We start from the raw sequence: 16398 nt of genomic DNA, 5'->3' as shown, positions 1-16398 counted from the left end.
TCATGTTTTGGGGGTTCTCACATGCACGCACGTCTCCGGCGGACGATCACAGCGGCCTCAGCGCTCGCGATCTTCGCGCTGGCATCCCCCGTCGTGCCCGCATCCGCAGCCACCTTCACCACCGACGACTACTGCCTGGGCCAGTGCGCCGACGTCATGACGCCCGGCGAGAACGGCAACGCGACCCTGGTCGAGATCCTCGCCAACCAGGCGGCGGGGACGAAGCCCCGCCACAGCGACGACCAGCTCGGCAAGTACGCCAATCTCATCTCCGGCTACACCGGCCTGACCGAGGACCAGATCACCACGTTCTTCAACGACAGCTCGTTCGGCGTGCCGGCGGGTCAGGTGGAGAGCACGACAAGCCCCCGGTCGGACGTGACGATCGTCCGCGACAGGGCCACCGGCGTCCCGCACATCACCGGGACCACCCGGGAAGGGACGATGTTCGGCGCCGGGTACGCCGGAGCACAGGACCGCCTGTGGGTGATGGACCTGATGCGGCACGTCGGCCGCGGCGAGCTGACGCCGTTCGCCGGCGGCGCGCCCGGCAACCGCGCGCTGGAGCAGAGCGTCTGGCGCAACTCCCCCTACACCGAGGCGGACCTGCAGGCACAGATCACCAGGCTCCGGGACTCCAGCCCGCGGGGGGCGCAGCTCTACGCCGACGTGCAGAACTACGTGAGCGGGATCAACGCCTACATCGACCGCTGCATGGCCGACCGGAACTGCCCCGGCGAGTACGTCCTGACCGGGCATCTCGACGCGATCACCAACGCCGGCGGACCCGAGGACTTCACCCTGACCGACCTGGTCTCGGTCTCCGGGGTGATCGGCGGCCTGTTCGGCGGCGGTGGCGGGGCGGAGATGCAGTCCGCGCTGGTACGGGTCGCGGCACGGGCCAAGTACGGCACGGCGGCCGGCGACCTGGCCTGGGCGGCTTTCCGGGCGCAGAACGACCCGGAGGCCACGCTCACCCTGCACGGCGGCCAGAGCTTCCCCTCCGGGAACGTGTCCGGCGCCACCGGGACGGTCCTCCCCGATCCGGCGACAGCGCCGGTGGACATCACCCAGAACGAGCGCGGATCGGCCACCACCTCGGTCTCGGCCACCAGGGGCGTGCTGGACGGCCTGCTCGTCGACAACTCCAAGCCCGGTATGTCCAACGCGGTGGTGGTCTCGGCGGCCGAGTCGGCCTCCGGGCACCCGGTCGCGGTGTTCGGTCCGCAGACGGGATACTTCGCCCCCCAGCTCCTCATGCTGGAGGAGCTCTCCGGCCCCGGTATCCGGGCGCGGGGCGCGGCCTTCTCCGGGCTCAACCTCTACGTGCTGCTCGGCCGGGGCACGGACTACGCCTGGAGCGCGACCTCCAGCGGCCAGGACATCACCGACACCTACGCCCTCCAACTGTGCGAGCCCGGCGGCGGCCCGGCGACCACGGCGTCGGAGCATTACCTCTACCACGGCACCTGCACGGCGATGGAGACGCTGAAGAAGACCAACACGTGGAAGCCCACCGTCGCCGACTCCACCGCCGCCGGTTCATACGACCTCGTGATAAAACGCACGAAGTACGGCCTGGTGAGCTGGCGCGGCACCGTCAACGGGCAGCCCACCGCCTTCGCCACCCTGCGGTCGACCTACCGGCACGAGGCCGACTCGGCCATCGGGTTCCAGATGTTCAACGAACCCGCCCAGATGGGTGACGCGGCGGCGTTCAGGAACGCGGCCGCAACCATCGGCTTCGCCTTCAACTGGTTTTACGTCAGCTCCTCCGACGCGGCCTACTTCATGTCGGGCAACACCCCGGTGAGATCCGCGGTGTCCGACCCGAACCTCCCGATGACGGCCGACGCGGCCCACGAGTGGGCGGGCTTCGACCCGGCCGCCAACACCGCGACCTACACCGCCCCCGCCACCCACCCGCAGTCGGCCGACCAGGACTACTACGTCAGCTGGAACAACAAGCAGGCCAAGGACTACGGCGCCGCGGACGGCAACTTCAGCTTCGGCCCGGTCCACCGCGCCGACCTGCTGGACGCCCCGGTCAAGGCGGCCCTGGCCGGACCCGGCAAACTCGACCGGGCGGGCACCGTGAAGATCATGGCCGAGGCCGCCACGACCGACCTGCGCGGCCGGAAGGTCCTGCCCGACCTGCTCCGAGTGATCAACAGCAGTGCGGTGACCGACCCCGCTCTCGCCTCGGCGGTCTCCAAACTGTCCGCCTGGGCGTCGTCGGGGGCCAGGAGGCGCGAAACCTCCCCGGGCAGCAAGGCCTACGCCGACGCCGACGCGATCCGCGCGTTCGACGCGTGGTGGCCGAAGCTCGTCCAGGCGCAGTTCAAGCCCGGCCTGGGTGACGGCCTCTACCAGTCTCTGGTCAACGCCATCCAGATCAACGAGTCCCCCTCCGGCCACCAGCAGGGCGACGTCTCCAGCCTGCCCGGCTCCGCGAACGAGGCCCAGGCGCACAAGGGCTCGTCGTTCCAGTACGGCTGGTGGGGCTACGTGAGCAAGGACATCCGGACTGTGCTCGGCGATCCGGTCTCCGGCCCGCTGCCCGTCAGGTACTGCGGGAACGGCACGGTGGCGGGCTGCCGTACGGTCCTGCTGAACAGCCTGTCGGCGGCGCTCACCGAACCCGCGACGACCACCTACCCGGCCGACGACGCGTGCTCGGCGGGCGACCAGTGGTGCGCCGACTCCATCCGGCACTCACCGCTCGGCGGGATCAAGCAGTCGCTGATCTCCTGGCAGAACCGGCCGACCTACCAGCAGGTCGTGTCCTTCCCCGCTCACCGGGGTGACACGATCACCAACTTCGCGGTCGGAGGCACGGCGAAGGCGTCCAGTTCGGAGTTCGTCCTTCTCTACCCGGCGGGCAAGGCCGTCGACGGGGATCCGACGACCCGCTGGTCGAGCGCGGCCGGCGACAACCAGTATCTCCAGGTCGACCTCGGGTCCGCCAGGACCGTGGCCCGGACCGTACTGCGCTGGGAGGCGGCCTACGGGTCGGCGTACTCGATCCAGACATCGTCCGACGGCTCCACCTGGAGCACCGTCTTCTCCACGACCACCGGGAACGGCGGTGTGGACAACATCACGTTCAACCCGGTCACCGCCCGCTACGTCCGCATGCAGGGCACCACGCGCGCGACCTCCTACGGCTACTCCCTCTACGAGATGGAGGTCTACTCCCGGTGAGCCGACCCGGAATGCCGGGACGCCCCTGACCGGAGGGACGTCCCGGCATTCCGCGAACTCAGGCCGGCTTCCGGGAGAAGACGGGTCCGGCTCCCGGGGTGGGCTCAGTCTCCGAGGAGCGCGTCGACGAAGACCTCGGGGTCGAACGGGGCCAGGTCGTCGGGGCCCTCGCCGAGACCGACCAGCTTGACCGGGACGCCCAGCTCCCGCTGGACGGAGATGATGATGCCGCCCTTGGCGGTGCCGTCGAGCTTGGTCAGGGCGATGCCGGTGATGTTGACGACCTCGGCGAACACCTGGGCCTGGCGCATGCCGTTCTGACCGGTGGTGGCGTCGAGGACGAGCAGGACCTCGTCCACCGTGGCCTTCTTCTCGATGACGCGCTTGACCTTGCCGAGCTCGTCCATCAGACCGGTCTTGGTGTGCAGCCGCCCGGCGGTGTCGACGATCACCACGTCGACCTTGTCCTGGATGCCCTTGGCGACGGCGTCGAAGGCGATCGAGGCGGGGTCGCCCCCCTCCGGACCGCGCACGACCTCGGCTCCGACCCGGTCTCCCCAGGTCTGCAGCTGGTCGGCGGCGGCGGCACGGAAGGTGTCGGCCGCGCCGAGCACGACCTTGTTGCCGTCACCGATCAGCGAACGGGCCAGCTTGCCGCTCGTGGTGGTCTTTCCCGTGCCGTTGACGCCGACCACCAGCACCACCGCCGGACGCTCACCGTGCGGCGAGACGTGCAGGGTGCGGTCCAGGTCCGCGCCGAGCTGGGTGAGCAGCTCCTCCTTGAGCAGCTGGCGCACCTCCTCGGGCGTCCGGCTACCCAGCACCTTCACGCGGGTGCGCAGATCCTCGACCATCGCCTGCGTGGGCGCGATGCCGACGTCGGCGGTGATCAGGGTCTCCTCGATCTCGTCCCAGGTGTCGTCGTCGAGACGATCCCGGGAGAGCAGGTCGAGAAGGCCCTTGCCCAGGGTGCTCTGCGACCTGGCCAGCCGGGCGCGGAGCCGTACCATCCGGCCGGCGGACGGCGGCGGGATCTCGATGACCGGGCCGGGGACGACCACCGGCTCGGCCGGCCGAGCCGGCGGAGGCGGCAGGGTGGTGGTCGCCGCGTCGTCGTCGGTCGCCCCCCGGGGAGGCGCCTCCTCCTTGGGGATCGGCCGCACCTCGGGCGGAGTCACCGGCGGCGGCGCCGTCCGGCCTCGCGGCCGCAGCAGCAGGAACATGCCGCCTGCCGCGAGCAGGGCGACGACGAGAACGATCGCGATTATGCCGAGATAGGCTTCCACAAGACCATAGTTTTCCAGACGGCCCAGGATGCTCCGACCCCCGGTGTCAGACCGGGTCGTGTTCCCTGAGGCGCTGGCTGATCACCTGCGTGACGCCGTCTCCCCGCATGGACACCCCGTACAGCGCGTCGGCGATCTCCATCGTGCGCTTCTGGTGGGTGATGATGATGATCTGCGACGTCTGCCGCAGCTCCTCGAACAGGGTCAGCAGACGCTGGGTGTTGGTGTCGTCCAGCGCGGCCTCGACCTCGTCCATGACGTAGAACGGCGAGGGCCGCGCCTTGAAGATGGCGACGAGGAAGGCGACGGCGGTCAGCGACCGTTCACCGCCGGACAGCAGCGACAGCCGCTTGACCTTCTTACCCGGCGGCCGGGCCTCGACCTCGACCCCGGTGGTCAGCATGTCCTCCGGGTCGGTGAGCAGCAGCCTGCCCTCACCGCCGGGGAACACCCGCGTGAAGATCGTCTCGAACTCGCGGGCCACATCGTGGTAGGCGGCGGTGAACACCTGCTCGACCCGGTCGTCGACCTCCTTCACCACGAGCAGGAGATCACGCCGGGTCTTCTTCAGGTCCTCCAGCTGCGAGGTGAGGAAGGCGTGCCGCTCCTCCAGCGCGGCGAACTCCTCCAGCGCCAGCGGGTTGACCTTGCCGAGCTGGGCCATCTGGCGGTCGGCCGCCTTGGCTCGCTTCTGCTGCTCGTCCCGGACGTAGGGCACCGGGTCGCCGTCCGCGGTGGAGACCGGCTGATCCGGGCCGTATTCGGCGATGAGGGTGTCGGACTCGACGCCGAACTCCTCCACCGCCCGGGTGTGGAGCTGCTCAAGGCGCATCCGCTGCTCGGTCCTGGCCACCTCGCTGCCGTGCGCCCGGTTGACCAGCTTGTCCAGCTCCCCGGAGAGCTCGCGCACCCGGAGCCGGACGGACTTGAGCGAGGCGTCGATCTGCCCGCGCGCCTGCTCGGCCTCGTCACGCTCGGCCGCGGCACCGGCCAGTGACACCTCCAGGGTGCGCAGCGTCAGCTCGGTCCCCCGGACCACCGCCTGGGCCACCTGTGCCTGCCTGCGCCGCCGCTCGCGCCGGTCGGCGGCCCGGGACCGCTCCTCACGCTCCCGCTCGGCCGCGCGCACCAGCTCGTCGGCTCTGCCCGCGAGGCTCTTGACCCGCTCCTCGGCCGTCCGTACGGCGAGCCGGGCCTCCATCTCCGACTGCCGGGCCGCGGAGCAGATCTCGGCGAGCTCGTCACGGATCTCGGTGGTCGGTTCGTCCTCGGCGTCTCCGGTGTCCTCCGCGGCGGCAAGCCGCTCCTCAAGCTCGGTGAGCCCGGCCGCGTCCCGGTCGCGTGCCTCCTGCGCCGCCCGGACCCCTCCGGCCAGCCGCTCGCACTCGTCCCGGGCCGCCTTGGCCGCGGCACCGAGCTGGGCGAGCCTCCTGGCCGCCGCGGCGACCTGCTGGTCGGCGTCCCGCTGCCGGGCCCTGACCTGGTCCAGAGCGGCCTGCGCGGCGTTGACCCCGGCCTGCGCGGTCTGCACGCCCGTCTGCGCCTCGGCCACCTTCGCCTGGGCGGACTCGACCGCGGCCTGCGCCTCCCCCTCGGCCTCGGCGGCCTCCTCCATCGCCGTCGCGGCCTGCTCGGCGGCCGACCTGGCCATGGTCAGATCGGCCGCCGCCTCGTCCAGCGCGGCCCGCATCTGCAGCGCCGACGTGCCACCGGCCGAACCGCCCTTGGCGGCGTAGGCGCCCAGCAGGTCACCGGAGCGGGTGACGGCCCGCAGCTCCGGCCGCTGGTCGACCGCCTTCCTGGCGGTCGGCAGATCGTCGACGACCAGCACGCCCGCCAGCAGGTGTGCGGTGGCGGCTCTCAGCTCGGCGGGGACGGTGACCAGGTCGACAGCCCATTCGGCGCCGGACACCGGCACCGGTCCCGACGGGCTCCGCCCGCCGTCGGCGGCGATGACCATGGTGGCCTGTCCGCCGTCGGCGCCCCGGAGAAAGTCGATGGCGTCCGCCGCGCTCTGCAGGGACTCCACGGCCACGGCCTCGGCCGCCGCGCCCAGCACGGTGGCGATGGCCACCTCGGCGCCCGGCCGGACGGTCAGCATGGTGGCCACCGGGCCCAGCACGCCGGCCAGATCGGCGGCGAGCAGCGTCGCACCGCCGTCCGCGCCCCTGGCCAGGCTCAGCTCCAGCGCCTCGAACCTGGCCTCCAGCGCGGCGACCTGGCGCTGTGCGTCCTGGTCTGCCTTGCGCGCCGTACCGAGAGCCGCCTTGGCGGCGCCGAGAGCCGAGTTCGGGACCGTGACGGCCGCCTTGGCCTCCTCCACCACGGCCCTGGCCGTCTCGACGGTCTGCCGGGCCGCTTCCACGGCCTCCAGGGAGATCTCCAGCTCCTCGGCGAGAGCGGGATCGGCCGCCGGGTCGGCCTGTTCCTGGCGGTCGTGCTCGGCCTGGGCGCGCTCGGCGCGCTGCTCGGCCTCCTCCAGAGAACGTGCCAGCCGGCCGATCTCCTCCTCTGCCGCCCCCGCGCGGCTGCGTACGGCTCCGACCTGCCCGCGGAGCCTGGCCAGACCCTCACGCCTGTCGGCGGCGGCTCTGGCCAGGGCGGCCAGCCGCCGCTCCTCGGCCGCCAGCGCGCCCTCGGTCTCGGTGCGCTCGGCCACCGCCCGGGCCAGTGACTCCTGTTCCTCGGCGAGCAGCTCGGCCAGGACCCGCTCCTGCTCGCGGACCTCCTCGGCCTCGCGCTCGAAGTCCTCCGGGTCGCGCCCGCGCCGCTCGACGGCGGTGTCGGTGGCGTTGCGGTGCCGCTCGGCGGCCAGCCCGGCCAGGCCCCGCAGGCGCTCACGCAGCGAGGAGAGCCGGAAGTAGGTCTCCTGGGCGGCGGCGAGACGCGGCTGCGCCTCGGCTTCGGCGGCCTCCAGCTCGGCCTCGGTGAGCTGCCCCTGCTCCAACTCGGTCTCCACCGCCGTACGGCGGGCGAGGACGGCCGCCTCGTCGGCGGTCTCTCGTTCCAGGGTGGTCCGCAGGGTCAGCACGTCGTCGGCGAGCAGCCGGAGCCGGGCATCGCGGAGGTCGGCCTGGATGACGGCGGCTCGGCGGGCGATCTCGGCCTGACGGCCCAGCGGCTTGAGCTGGCGGCGCAGCTCGGTGGCGAGGTCCTGGACCCGGGTCAGGTTGGCCTGCATCGCGTCGAGCTTCCGCAGCGCCTTCTCCTTGCGCTTGCGGTGCTTCAGGACGCCCGCCGCCTCCTCGATGAACGCGCGGCGTTCCTCGGGTCCGGCGTGGAGCACCTGGTCGAGCTGCCCCTGCCCGACGATGACGTGCATCTCGCGGCCGATACCGGAGTCGGACAGCAGCTCCTGGATGTCGAGCAGGCGGCAGACGTCGCCGTTGATGGCGTACTCGCTCTGCCCCGCCCGGAACATCAGGCGGCTGATCGTGACCTCGCTGTAGTCGATCGGGAGCGCGCCGTCGGTGTTGTCGATGGTGAGCGTGACCTCGGCACGGCCCAGCGGCGCCCGCGAGGAGGTCCCGGCGAAGATCACGTCTTCCATCTTGCCGCCGCGCAGCGACTTGGCGCTGTGCTCGCCCATCACCCAGGCCAGGGCGTCGACCACATTGGACTTGCCGGACCCGTTGGGGCCGACGACCGCGGTGATGCCCGGCTCGAAGCGGAGGGTGGTGGCCGAGGCGAAGGATTTGAAACCGCGCAGGGTGAGGGTCTTCAGGTACATACGGAAGGTCCCCCCTGCCGGTGTGTGGTGGCGACCGGGGCGCCGCACCGCGCGCCGCGGCCCGGGCGCCGGCGACGGGTGCCTTCCCTCGTCGCTCACCTGGCCTGCCCTGCCTGGGAAGACTACCGTTCTTCCCCCGCGCTCGCCTGTGCACCGCCTATGGTGCCCTCCATGAATGCGGAACGCGGCCAGGGTGAGGCTCCACCACCCCTTGGAGCGGGGAAGACTCCCCTCAAACGGCGCGCTTTTCTCATAGGCGGCGGACTGGCCACCCTGGGAGTCGGCGGCGTCGCGCTGGCGTCCGGCCCGGAGGGCGTCCGGGAGGCGTACGCAAAGATCGTCTGCGGTGCGATCCCCGAGCCGCCGGTGACGGCGCCGGGCATGCTCCAGCGCAGCAGGGTGAACGGCCGCCGGGTGGTCATCGGGCTGCCGCCGGACGCGCGGGGCGTGCTGTCCGTTGTGATCATGCTTCACGGCGCCACCGGGAACGCGCGCACCCCGTTCGACCGCTATGCGATCGCCCGCCATCTGGCCGCGAGCGGCGGGCACTTCGCGGTGGCCTCCATCGACGACTGGCCATCGGCGGACATCGCCGGGACGCTCCTTCCCTACCTGCGGGAATGCGGCCTGGACATCCGGCGGATCGGGATTCTGGGCTGGTCGTCGGGGGGCGCCGGAGCGCTCAAGCTGGCGGCGGAACTGGGCCCGGAACGGGTGTCGGCGGTCGCCGCGACCGCCCCTGCCGTCACCGCGGCGCGGGCGCCGTTGCAGGAGCTGGTGGACATCCCGATCTGGCTGGGCTCCGGCGAGCGCGACATGTGGGCTCCGCAGACGGAGACGATGTTGAAGGGCCTGAAGGCGCTGGGCGCCACGGCCGAAGGAGGGATCTCCGGCGGATGCCGGAATACGGCCTACCGCCGCCGGGTCCTGCCCGAGCAGCTGGCCTTCTTCTCGCGTCACATGGCAACGGCCCCGGCCTGAAGACCAGGACGGCTCCGCGAGGACCTGGCGACGTCGCGCACGAGGTCATGTGTGACCCTGGGTATGACAAGGGACGCCTCTAGAGGCGTCCCTGGACGGTGGTTGCGTCCCGGCCCTTTAGGTAAGGGCCGGCTCACGATCCTGCAGGCGGTTGAACGCTTCGTCACGGGTGTTGGCCGCGAGTTCGTCGTTCTGGGCCTGGAGCCGGGTAAGCTCTGCCTCAAGATCACGGATACGCTGCTGGAGACGGCGCATTTCCGAGACCATTCGAGGGTCAGGACCGCCGACGTGGCCGAGTAGAGCCTTCGCCATGGTTAAGGGTCCTCCACGCTGAGTGACCAGACTGGTTCGCGCACTTCTTGCCGCGGGAGGGGTGCGCGTGGTTCTTATCAAGAGTCGCACTGGTGAGGGAGACGGTCAAGTTGAACGCTCCACTCGGATGCACCTTCGGGCACTCCCAACGGTAAAATATACCTCATTTCAGGGGGTTAAAGGAACGGTTAGCGTTCCTCAAAACCCGAGATCCCCTCCTTGGCCTCGCTCCAGCGCTCCACGACCCCGTCGACACGGCCGGGCGCGCCACCGTTCCGGAGCAGTTCGAGCAGCCGGGCGCAGGACTCCCGCGAGCCCTCCGCCACAATCTCCACCCGCCGGTCAGGGGTGTTCCTGGCCCAGCCGACCAGGCCCAGCTCCAGCGCCCGCGCCCGCGTCCACCAGCGGAAACCCACGCCCTGCACGTGCCCCCGGACCCAGGCGGTCAGCCGGACGTCCGTCATGACACGGCCTTCCTCGGGCGGGGCTGGCAACGGGGGCAGCTGTAGGAGGAGCGGTTCATGAAGGACTCTCTGATGATCGGCGTGCCACATCTGGGGCAGGGTTCGTCCCGCCTGCCGTACACGGCGAGCGACCGGTCGAAGTAACCGCTCTCGCCGTTGACATTCACGTACAGACTGTCGAAGGATGTGCCGCCCTCCGACAGCGCCGCCGCCATCACCTCCCGGGCCGCGGTCAGCAGCTCGGTGATCCTGGGCCGGGTCAGCGCCCCGGTGGGCCGGGCACCGTGCAGGCGGGCCCGCCAGAGCGCCTCATCGGCGTAGATGTTGCCGACCCCGCTGATCAGCGACTGGTCGAGGAGGGCCCGCTTGACCTCGGTCTGCCGGGCCCGCAGACGGCGGCTGAACAGCTCCTCGTCGAAAAGCTCCTCGAAGGGATCGGCCGCGATGTGCGTGATCGGCTCCGGCACGGCTCGGCCGCCCGCGTGAGCCAGCGCCGTCACCAGCACGTGGCCGAAGGTCCGCTGGTCGACGAAGCGCAGCTCCGCGCCTCCGTCGGTGAAACCGATCCGGACCCGGAGGTGCTTCTCCATCGGCGAGCCGGGCTCCACCACCAGCAGCTGGCCGCTCATGCCCAGGTGGGCCAGGATCGCGTCGGAACCGTCCAGGGGCAGCCAGAGGTATTTACCCCGGCGCTCGGCGACACCGACCGTGCGGCCCGTCAACCGGGAGGAGAACTCCTCGGCTCCGGGGACGTGCCGCCGGACGGCCCGCGGGTGCAGGACCTCGGCATGGACGATGACCCGCCCGGACACCCAGCGCTCCAGGCCACGCCGTACGACCTCGACCTCGGGCAACTCGGGCATGCGGTCCCTCCTCGAAGGGGTCAGCCGGCTTCGCGCTTGTCCCGGCTCTGGCGGATGCGGTTCCAGGCCGCCTCGGCGGCCTGCTGTTCGGCTTCCTTCTTCGAGCGGCCCGAGCCGGAGCCGTAGTCCTCGCCGCCGAGACGGACGACGGCGGTGAAGGACTTGGCGTGGTCGGGTCCGCTCTCCCCGACGTGGTATTCGGGCACGCCGAGCGACTCCGCGGCGGTGAGCTCCTGCAGGGAGGTCTTCCAGTCGAGACCGGCGCCCAGCGAGGCCGAGCGGGTGATGAGCGGGTCGAAGAGCAGATGGACGACGCGGAACGCCTCGTCCAGGCCCCTGTTGACGTAGACCGAGCCGATGAGCGCCTCAAGGGTGTCGGCGAGGATCGAGGACTTGTCACGCCCCCCGGTGCCCTCCTCGCCCCGGCCGAGGCGTAGGAAGCGGCCCAGGTCCAGCGTACGGGCCACGTCGGCGAGAGCGCGCATGTTGACCACCGCGGCCCTGAGCTTGGCCAGCTGCCCCTCGGGCAGGTCGGGGTGGTTGCGGTAGAGGGTGTCGGTGACCACCAGGCCCAGCACCGAGTCGCCCAGGAACTCCAGGCGCTCGTTGGTGGGCAGGCCGCCGTTCTCGTAGGCGTAGGAGCGGTGGGTCATCGCCCGCTCCAGGATCGCGATGTCCAGCCGCACGGCCAGGAGCTGCTCCAGCTCGTCCCTGACAAGCTCGACGGCCACCGGCTTGACGCTCGTACCCATGTCTTCTCCTCGCACTTCTTTCGTCGAATGTGCGATGGCGAAGGGGAACACGAGAAGTGCCCGAAGATGTGGTGGGCGCCGGGAGGGTGCGGTCCTACCGCGAGACCCGGCGTCCACCACAGCCGCGGGCGGACCGCCATCGCATGGTGTGCAGACGGTGACGCCGACCGGGGCCAGAAGGACCCGGCCGGCATCCGTCAGTCAGAATGCGATCAGGCGGAGGGCTCGATCACCTGACGGCGGTTGTAAGTGCCGCAGGTCGGGCACGCCATGTGCGGCCGCTTCGGCGAGCGGCACTGGGGGCAGCTCACGAGCGAAACCGCGGCGGCCTTCCACTGCGACCTGCGGGAGCGGGTGTTGCTCCGCGACATCTTGCGCTTGGGGACAGCCACGTCAGCTCTCCTGATCGTTGTTATGTTCCGGAATCAGACCTTGCAACTTGGCCCAGCGAGCGTCGACCACCTCGTGCTTGTGACCAGGCTCGGCATCCGCCAGCCTGACCCCGCATTCCACGCAGAGACCGGTGCAGTCCTCACTGCAGACCGGACTCAGCGGCAGTGTGAGAACCACCGCGTCGCGGAACGTGGACTCGAGATCGAGAAGTTCACCGTCGAGGATCGAGTCACCCTCGGCGGCTTCGTCCGCCGAGTAGAAGAACAGCTCCTGGAAGCCGACCTCGGTCTCCGAGACCACCGGCTCCAGACAGCGTGCGCACTCCCCCCGCAACGGGGCTCGTGCCGTGCCCGTGACGAGCACACCTTCCATGACCGCCTCAAGCCGGATGTCCAGCTCGACATCGGCGTCTTTGGGGACGCCGATCATGTCAACGCCGATCTCCGCCGGTGCCGGGAGAGTGCGGGTCATCTGAAGCATCGACCCCGGTCGCCTGCCCAGGTCGTGGGTGGAGATGACCCAGGGGGCTCGAGGGTTGAGACTGTGCAGAGTCATTCCGCTCTCATCAGGCATGGCGAATAACCGCCGTTGTGCAAGGCCAAAACAAGAGAATACCAGTGCCTAGCCCCTGAGCCGTTCGACCAGGAGTTCCTGCACGAGGTCGGGGACCAGCCCGGCCACGTTCCCGCCGTATCGGGCGATCTCCTTGATACGGCTGGAGGACAGGAACGACACCTCCGGCCCGGTCGCCATGAACAGCGTCTCAACGCCCGACATCCGGTAGTTGAGCTGGGCCATCTGGAGCTCGTAGTCGAAGTCGCTGACGGCGCGCAGACCCTTCACGATGGCGGGGATCTCCTGCTGCCTGCAGTAGTCCACCAGCAGGCCGTGGAACTTGTCCACGCGCACATTGCCGTACTCCTTGGTCACGGTCTGGAGCATCTCGATGCGCTCCTCGACCGTGAACAGGCTTTTCTTCTCGATGTTGATCAGGACGGCCACGACGACCTCGTCATACTGCCGGGAGGCCCGGCCGATGATGTCCAGATGGCCGTTGGTAACGGGATCGAACGATCCCGGACAGACAACGCGACGCAAGGCGAACCCCCTGGTCTATGGATTCCCGGCGGCGCGACCGTACCAAACGGACGCTTCGCCGTAACGACGGACCCTCTCCTCTTCATATCCGGCGGGCCATATCAGGTCATTACCCCGGCTCTCCCGTTCCACCGCGACCAGCGCGTCCGGGGCCAGCCAGCCGTGGTCCCGGAGCTGCCCGAGCATCGCGTCCACCGCCTCGCCGGTCACCGCGTACGGCGGGTCGGCGAACACCAGGTCGTACGGCTCCGCCGCGTCCCGCCCCAGCACCCGCTCGACCCGGTCGGCGGCGAGCACGGCTCCGGGCAGCCCGAGGGAGTCGATGTTGGCTTTGATCGTCCTGGCCGCTCTGGCGTCGGACTCCACGAGCAGCGCGTGGACAGCGCCCCGCGAGAGCGCCTCCAGCCCGACCGCGCCGGAGCCGGCGTAGAGATCGAGAACCCTCGCCCCGTCCAGCGCCCCGAACAGCGATCCCACCGTGGAGAAGATCCCCTCCCTGGCCCGGTCACTCGTGGGACGGGTCCCCCGCCCCGGCGGCACGGCCAGCCGTCGTCCTCCTGCGCTTCCCGCGATGACTCGACTCACCCGTCCATTGTCCCAGCACCGATCAGGACGTCCGCCTTCGTGCCGATCGAGGCGGCTCCGCACCGGCCGGAACAACCGGCACAGGACCCCACCCCTCGGTGCGCGGCAGCACGGCGTGTCGCGGCGGATTACATAACCGCAGGTCAAAAGGGTCTGGGTAGGTGATCTAGGTCAAGAGTGGGCAAGGAGTGGCGACGAAAGCGCAAGGGTCGTTCCACCCACTCCCGACGCCTTGCATGATGAGTGCTGCGGCCTTCAAGTGACCCAGGGGGAGGCCGACCGGCGTGATCGTGAGCCCTTCCGCACGCCGGTGCTCTCGGCACCTGACCCGAGAGTGGGCCCAGGCGGGGACGGCATTCGGGGGGAGGCCGTCCCCGCAGCTGGGCATTCGCCCACGCGCGTTCTTTCGACACCCGTCTTCCCCGGGGTGTCGCGCCCTCAGGTCTTCTCGAGGTATTCCGCGCGCTCGTCGGCGAGGAGCCTGTCGATCTCCGTCCGGAGGACGGGATGATCCGCCAGCCCGGGATCCGCCTCCAGCATGGCCTCGGCGTCCAGGCGGGCCGCGTGGATGACGTCCTCGTCACGGAGGAGCTGGAGCATCTTCAGCGACGATCTGCGGCCCGACTGGGCCACCCCCAGCACATCGCCCTCACGGCGCTGCTCCAGGTCGACCCGGGACAGCTCGAAGCCGTCCAGCGTCGCCGCCACGGCGTCGAGCCGCTGGCGGGCCGGGGTGCCGCCCGGGGAGTCGGTCACCAGCAGGCACAGCCCCGGCAGGCCGCCCCGGCCGACCCGGCCCCGGAGCTGGTGGAGCTGGGAGACACCGAACCGGTCGGCGTCCATGATGACCATGACCGAGGAGTTGGGCACGTCCACGCCGACCTCGATGACCGTGGTGGCCACCAGGACGTCGATCTCACCCCGGGTGAAGGCCCGCATGACCGCGTCCTTCTCCTCCGGCGGCAGCTTGCCGTGGAGCACCGCCGTACGGAGTCCGCGCAGCGGCCCCTCCGACAGCATCTCGGCCACGTCCAGCACCGCCAGCGGCGGGCGCCGCTCGTCGTCGTCCTTCGACAGGTCGCCCTCGTCGCCCTCCAGGTCGCCGATGCGGGGGCAGACGATGTAGGCCTGCCGTCCGAGCTCGATCTCCTCACGCAGCCGCGTCCAGGTGCGGTCCAGGAAGTGCGGTTTCTCCGCGGCGGGCACCACGTGGGTGGTGATCGGCGCGCGGCCCGAGGGCAGCTGGGAGAGCGTGGAGACCGTGAGGTCGCCGAAGACCGTCATGGCGACCGTGCGCGGGATCGGGGTGGCGGTCATGACCAGCACGTGGGGACGGCCGCCCCCGGCCTTCTCCCGGAGCGCGTCCCGCTGCTCGACGCCGAACCGGTGCTGCTCGTCCACCACGACCAGGCCGAGATCGGCGAACTGGACGCGCTCCTGGAGCACCGCGTGGGTGCCGACCACGATCCCGGCCGTCCCCGAGGCCGCGTCGAGCATGGCCGAACGGCGGGCCGCCGCACCGAGCGACCCGGTCAGCAGGGCGACCGCGGTCCCGCCGAACATGCCTCCGGCGGCCAGGTCACCGAGCATCCCCGAGATCGACCGGTGGTGCTGCTGGGCGAGCACCTCGGTGGGCGCCAGCAGCACGGCCTGCCCTCCGGCGTCGACCACCTGGAGCATGGCCCGCAGCGCGACGACGGTCTTGCCCGCGCCGACCTCGCCCTGAAGCAGCCGGTGCATGGGATGGGCGAGGGCCAGATCGGCCGCGACCTCCTCCCCCACGCTCTGCTGCCCCTCGGTCAGCTGGAACGGCAGGCGCCCGTCGAAGTCGGCCAGCAGCCCGTCGCCGCGCGGGGGCCGGGGGGTGGCGGGCCAGGAGGCGGCGGCCATCCGCCGCTGCAGCAGCACGGCCTGGAGCAGGAACGCCTCGTCGAACTTGAGCCGCTTGCGCGCCCGCGTCACGTCGCCGTGATCACGTGGCCGGTGGATGGCGAGGAGGGCCTCGGCCAGGCCGGGAAGCCCGTGCCGGGCCCGCAGGCCGGCGGGGAGCGGATCGTCGAGGGCACCCATGGTGTCGAGGACGACCCCCAGGGCGCGGCGGATCGCCCAGGGCGTGACATCCTTGCCCGCGGGGTAGATCGGCACCAGCGCGGCGGCGAACTCCTCGGCTCCGGCTTCGGTCTCGTCGAACATCTCGAACTCGGGATGGGAGAGCTGCCACCGGCGCTTCTCGCCCTGGCCGAACGCGCCGACCCGGCCCGCGAACATCCCCCTGGCACCCGGCCGCAACCGCGATTCCGCGAGGTGGGACGTCCTGCCGAAGAAGGACAGATAGATCTTGCTGCGCCGGCCGTCGACGACCTCGACCTCCAGCCAGGTGCCGCCCTTGTTGCGCATCGGCTTGCGCATCGCCCTGGTGACCTCGCCCACCACGGTGACGTGCTCGTCGACCTGCAGGTCGTCGAGGTCGGTCAGCTCACCCCGCTCGGCGTAGCGCCGGGGGTAGTGCCGCAGCAGGTCACCGACGGTGCGCAGACCGAGGACGCTGTCCAGCAGCTTGGCCGTCTTGGGGTCCAGTGCCTTGGCCAGCGGCTCGTCGAAGCTCGTCACCCCAAGTTTCTACCGCGTCCGGACGACAGAATTCACGCGGCGCCCGCATCCGCCCGCCACCGGACACCGGCCGGCCGTACGGAGAACCCGCTCACCGGACACCGGCTGACCGTACGGAGA

General features: G+C 70.8%; 13 protein-coding genes. 2 read left to right on the top strand and 11 right to left on the bottom strand.

Features of this window, described 5'->3' with window-relative positions:
- Positions 1-21 precede the first annotated feature (21 nt).
- Complete coding sequence (locus tag OHA77_RS28360; RefSeq protein ID WP_406312458.1) at positions 22-3204, top strand: penicillin acylase family protein; 3183 nt, start codon at positions 22-24, stop codon at positions 3202-3204.
- 104 nt (positions 3205-3308) lie between these two features.
- Here OHA77_RS28360 and ftsY read toward each other — a convergent pair whose 3' ends face one another.
- Both ftsY and smc read right to left on the bottom strand, forming a co-directional pair.
- Positions 3309-4490 (bottom strand): signal recognition particle-docking protein FtsY, encoded by a 1182-nt coding sequence (gene ftsY, locus OHA77_RS28355; protein ID WP_326825144.1) that lies wholly within the window; start codon positions 4488-4490, stop codon positions 3309-3311.
- Positions 4491-4536: 46 nt separating this feature from the next.
- Positions 4537-8220 (bottom strand): chromosome segregation protein SMC, encoded by a 3684-nt coding sequence (smc, locus tag OHA77_RS28350; RefSeq protein ID WP_406312457.1) that lies wholly within the window; start codon positions 8218-8220, stop codon positions 4537-4539.
- A 171-nt stretch (positions 8221-8391) separates the two neighbouring features.
- On the opposite strand from smc, the gene OHA77_RS28345 reads away from it, so the two are divergent.
- A complete protein-coding gene (locus OHA77_RS28345; RefSeq protein WP_406312456.1) occupies positions 8392-9201 on the top strand; it encodes a hypothetical protein in 810 nt (269 codons plus the stop codon).
- 117 nt (positions 9202-9318) lie between these two features.
- Here the strand turns inward: OHA77_RS28345 and OHA77_RS28340 are convergent, their stop codons facing one another.
- From OHA77_RS28340 to recG, 9 genes are all read right to left on the bottom strand, one after another.
- A complete protein-coding gene (locus OHA77_RS28340) occupies positions 9319-9513 on the bottom strand; it encodes a hypothetical protein (RefSeq protein WP_326825147.1) in 195 nt (64 codons plus the stop codon).
- A 188-nt stretch (positions 9514-9701) separates the two neighbouring features.
- Positions 9702-9977, bottom strand: a complete 276-nt coding sequence (locus OHA77_RS28335) for an acylphosphatase (protein WP_406312455.1) — start codon at positions 9975-9977, stop codon at positions 9702-9704.
- A complete protein-coding gene (gene mutM / locus OHA77_RS28330; protein ID WP_406312454.1) occupies positions 9974-10840 on the bottom strand; it encodes a bifunctional DNA-formamidopyrimidine glycosylase/DNA-(apurinic or apyrimidinic site) lyase in 867 nt (288 codons plus the stop codon). Before mutM ends, OHA77_RS28335 begins: the two co-directional genes overlap by 4 nt.
- A gap of 20 nt (positions 10841-10860) precedes the next feature.
- Entirely contained in the window at positions 10861-11592 is a 732-nt protein-coding gene (rnc, locus tag OHA77_RS28325; RefSeq protein WP_326825150.1) for a ribonuclease III, read from the bottom strand.
- A gap of 212 nt (positions 11593-11804) precedes the next feature.
- Positions 11805-11984 carry a 50S ribosomal protein L32 gene (rpmF, locus tag OHA77_RS28320; RefSeq protein WP_068926486.1) on the bottom strand — a complete coding sequence of 60 codons (180 nt, stop codon included), beginning with the start codon at positions 11982-11984 and terminating at the stop codon, positions 11805-11807.
- A 1-nt stretch (position 11985) separates the two neighbouring features.
- Entirely contained in the window at positions 11986-12414 is a 429-nt protein-coding gene (locus OHA77_RS28315) for a YceD family protein (RefSeq protein WP_406312453.1), read from the bottom strand.
- A 192-nt stretch (positions 12415-12606) separates the two neighbouring features.
- Positions 12607-13083 carry a pantetheine-phosphate adenylyltransferase gene (gene coaD, locus OHA77_RS28310; protein ID WP_326825152.1) on the bottom strand — a complete coding sequence of 159 codons (477 nt, stop codon included), beginning with the start codon at positions 13081-13083 and terminating at the stop codon, positions 12607-12609.
- Positions 13084-13098: 15 nt separating this feature from the next.
- Positions 13099-13668 carry a 16S rRNA (guanine(966)-N(2))-methyltransferase RsmD gene (gene rsmD, locus OHA77_RS28305; RefSeq protein WP_406312452.1) on the bottom strand — a complete coding sequence of 190 codons (570 nt, stop codon included), beginning with the start codon at positions 13666-13668 and terminating at the stop codon, positions 13099-13101.
- A gap of 438 nt (positions 13669-14106) precedes the next feature.
- Positions 14107-16278 carry an ATP-dependent DNA helicase RecG gene (gene recG, locus OHA77_RS28300; protein WP_326825154.1) on the bottom strand — a complete coding sequence of 724 codons (2172 nt, stop codon included), beginning with the start codon at positions 16276-16278 and terminating at the stop codon, positions 14107-14109.
- Positions 16279-16398: the final 120 nt, after the last annotated feature.

This window comes from Streptosporangium sp. NBC_01639 (assembly GCF_045209755.1).
GTDB lineage: Bacteria > Actinomycetota > Actinomycetes > Streptosporangiales > Streptosporangiaceae > Streptosporangium.
This window is presented reverse-complemented; position numbering and strand designations above follow the sequence as displayed.

Coding starts and splice junctions, on each gene's coding strand:
- mutM (WP_406312454.1), bottom strand. CDS start 10,840: ATGCCCGAGTTGCCCGAGGTCGAGGTCGTACGGCGTGGCCTGGAGCGC.
- smc (WP_406312457.1), bottom strand. CDS start 8,220: ATGTACCTGAAGACCCTCACCCTGCGCGGTTTCAAATCCTTCGCCTCG.
- OHA77_RS28340 (WP_326825147.1), bottom strand. CDS start 9,513: ATGGCGAAGGCTCTACTCGGCCACGTCGGCGGTCCTGACCCTCGAATG.
- rnc (WP_326825150.1), bottom strand. CDS start 11,592: ATGGGTACGAGCGTCAAGCCGGTGGCCGTCGAGCTTGTCAGGGACGAG.
- OHA77_RS28315 (WP_406312453.1), bottom strand. CDS start 12,414: ATGATCGGCGTCCCCAAAGACGCCGATGTCGAGCTGGACATCCGGCTT.
- OHA77_RS28335 (WP_406312455.1), bottom strand. CDS start 9,977: ATGACGGACGTCCGGCTGACCGCCTGGGTCCGGGGGCACGTGCAGGGC.
- OHA77_RS28345 (WP_406312456.1), top strand. CDS start 8,392: ATGAATGCGGAACGCGGCCAGGGTGAGGCTCCACCACCCCTTGGAGCG.
- OHA77_RS28360 (WP_406312458.1), top strand. CDS start 22: ATGCACGCACGTCTCCGGCGGACGATCACAGCGGCCTCAGCGCTCGCG.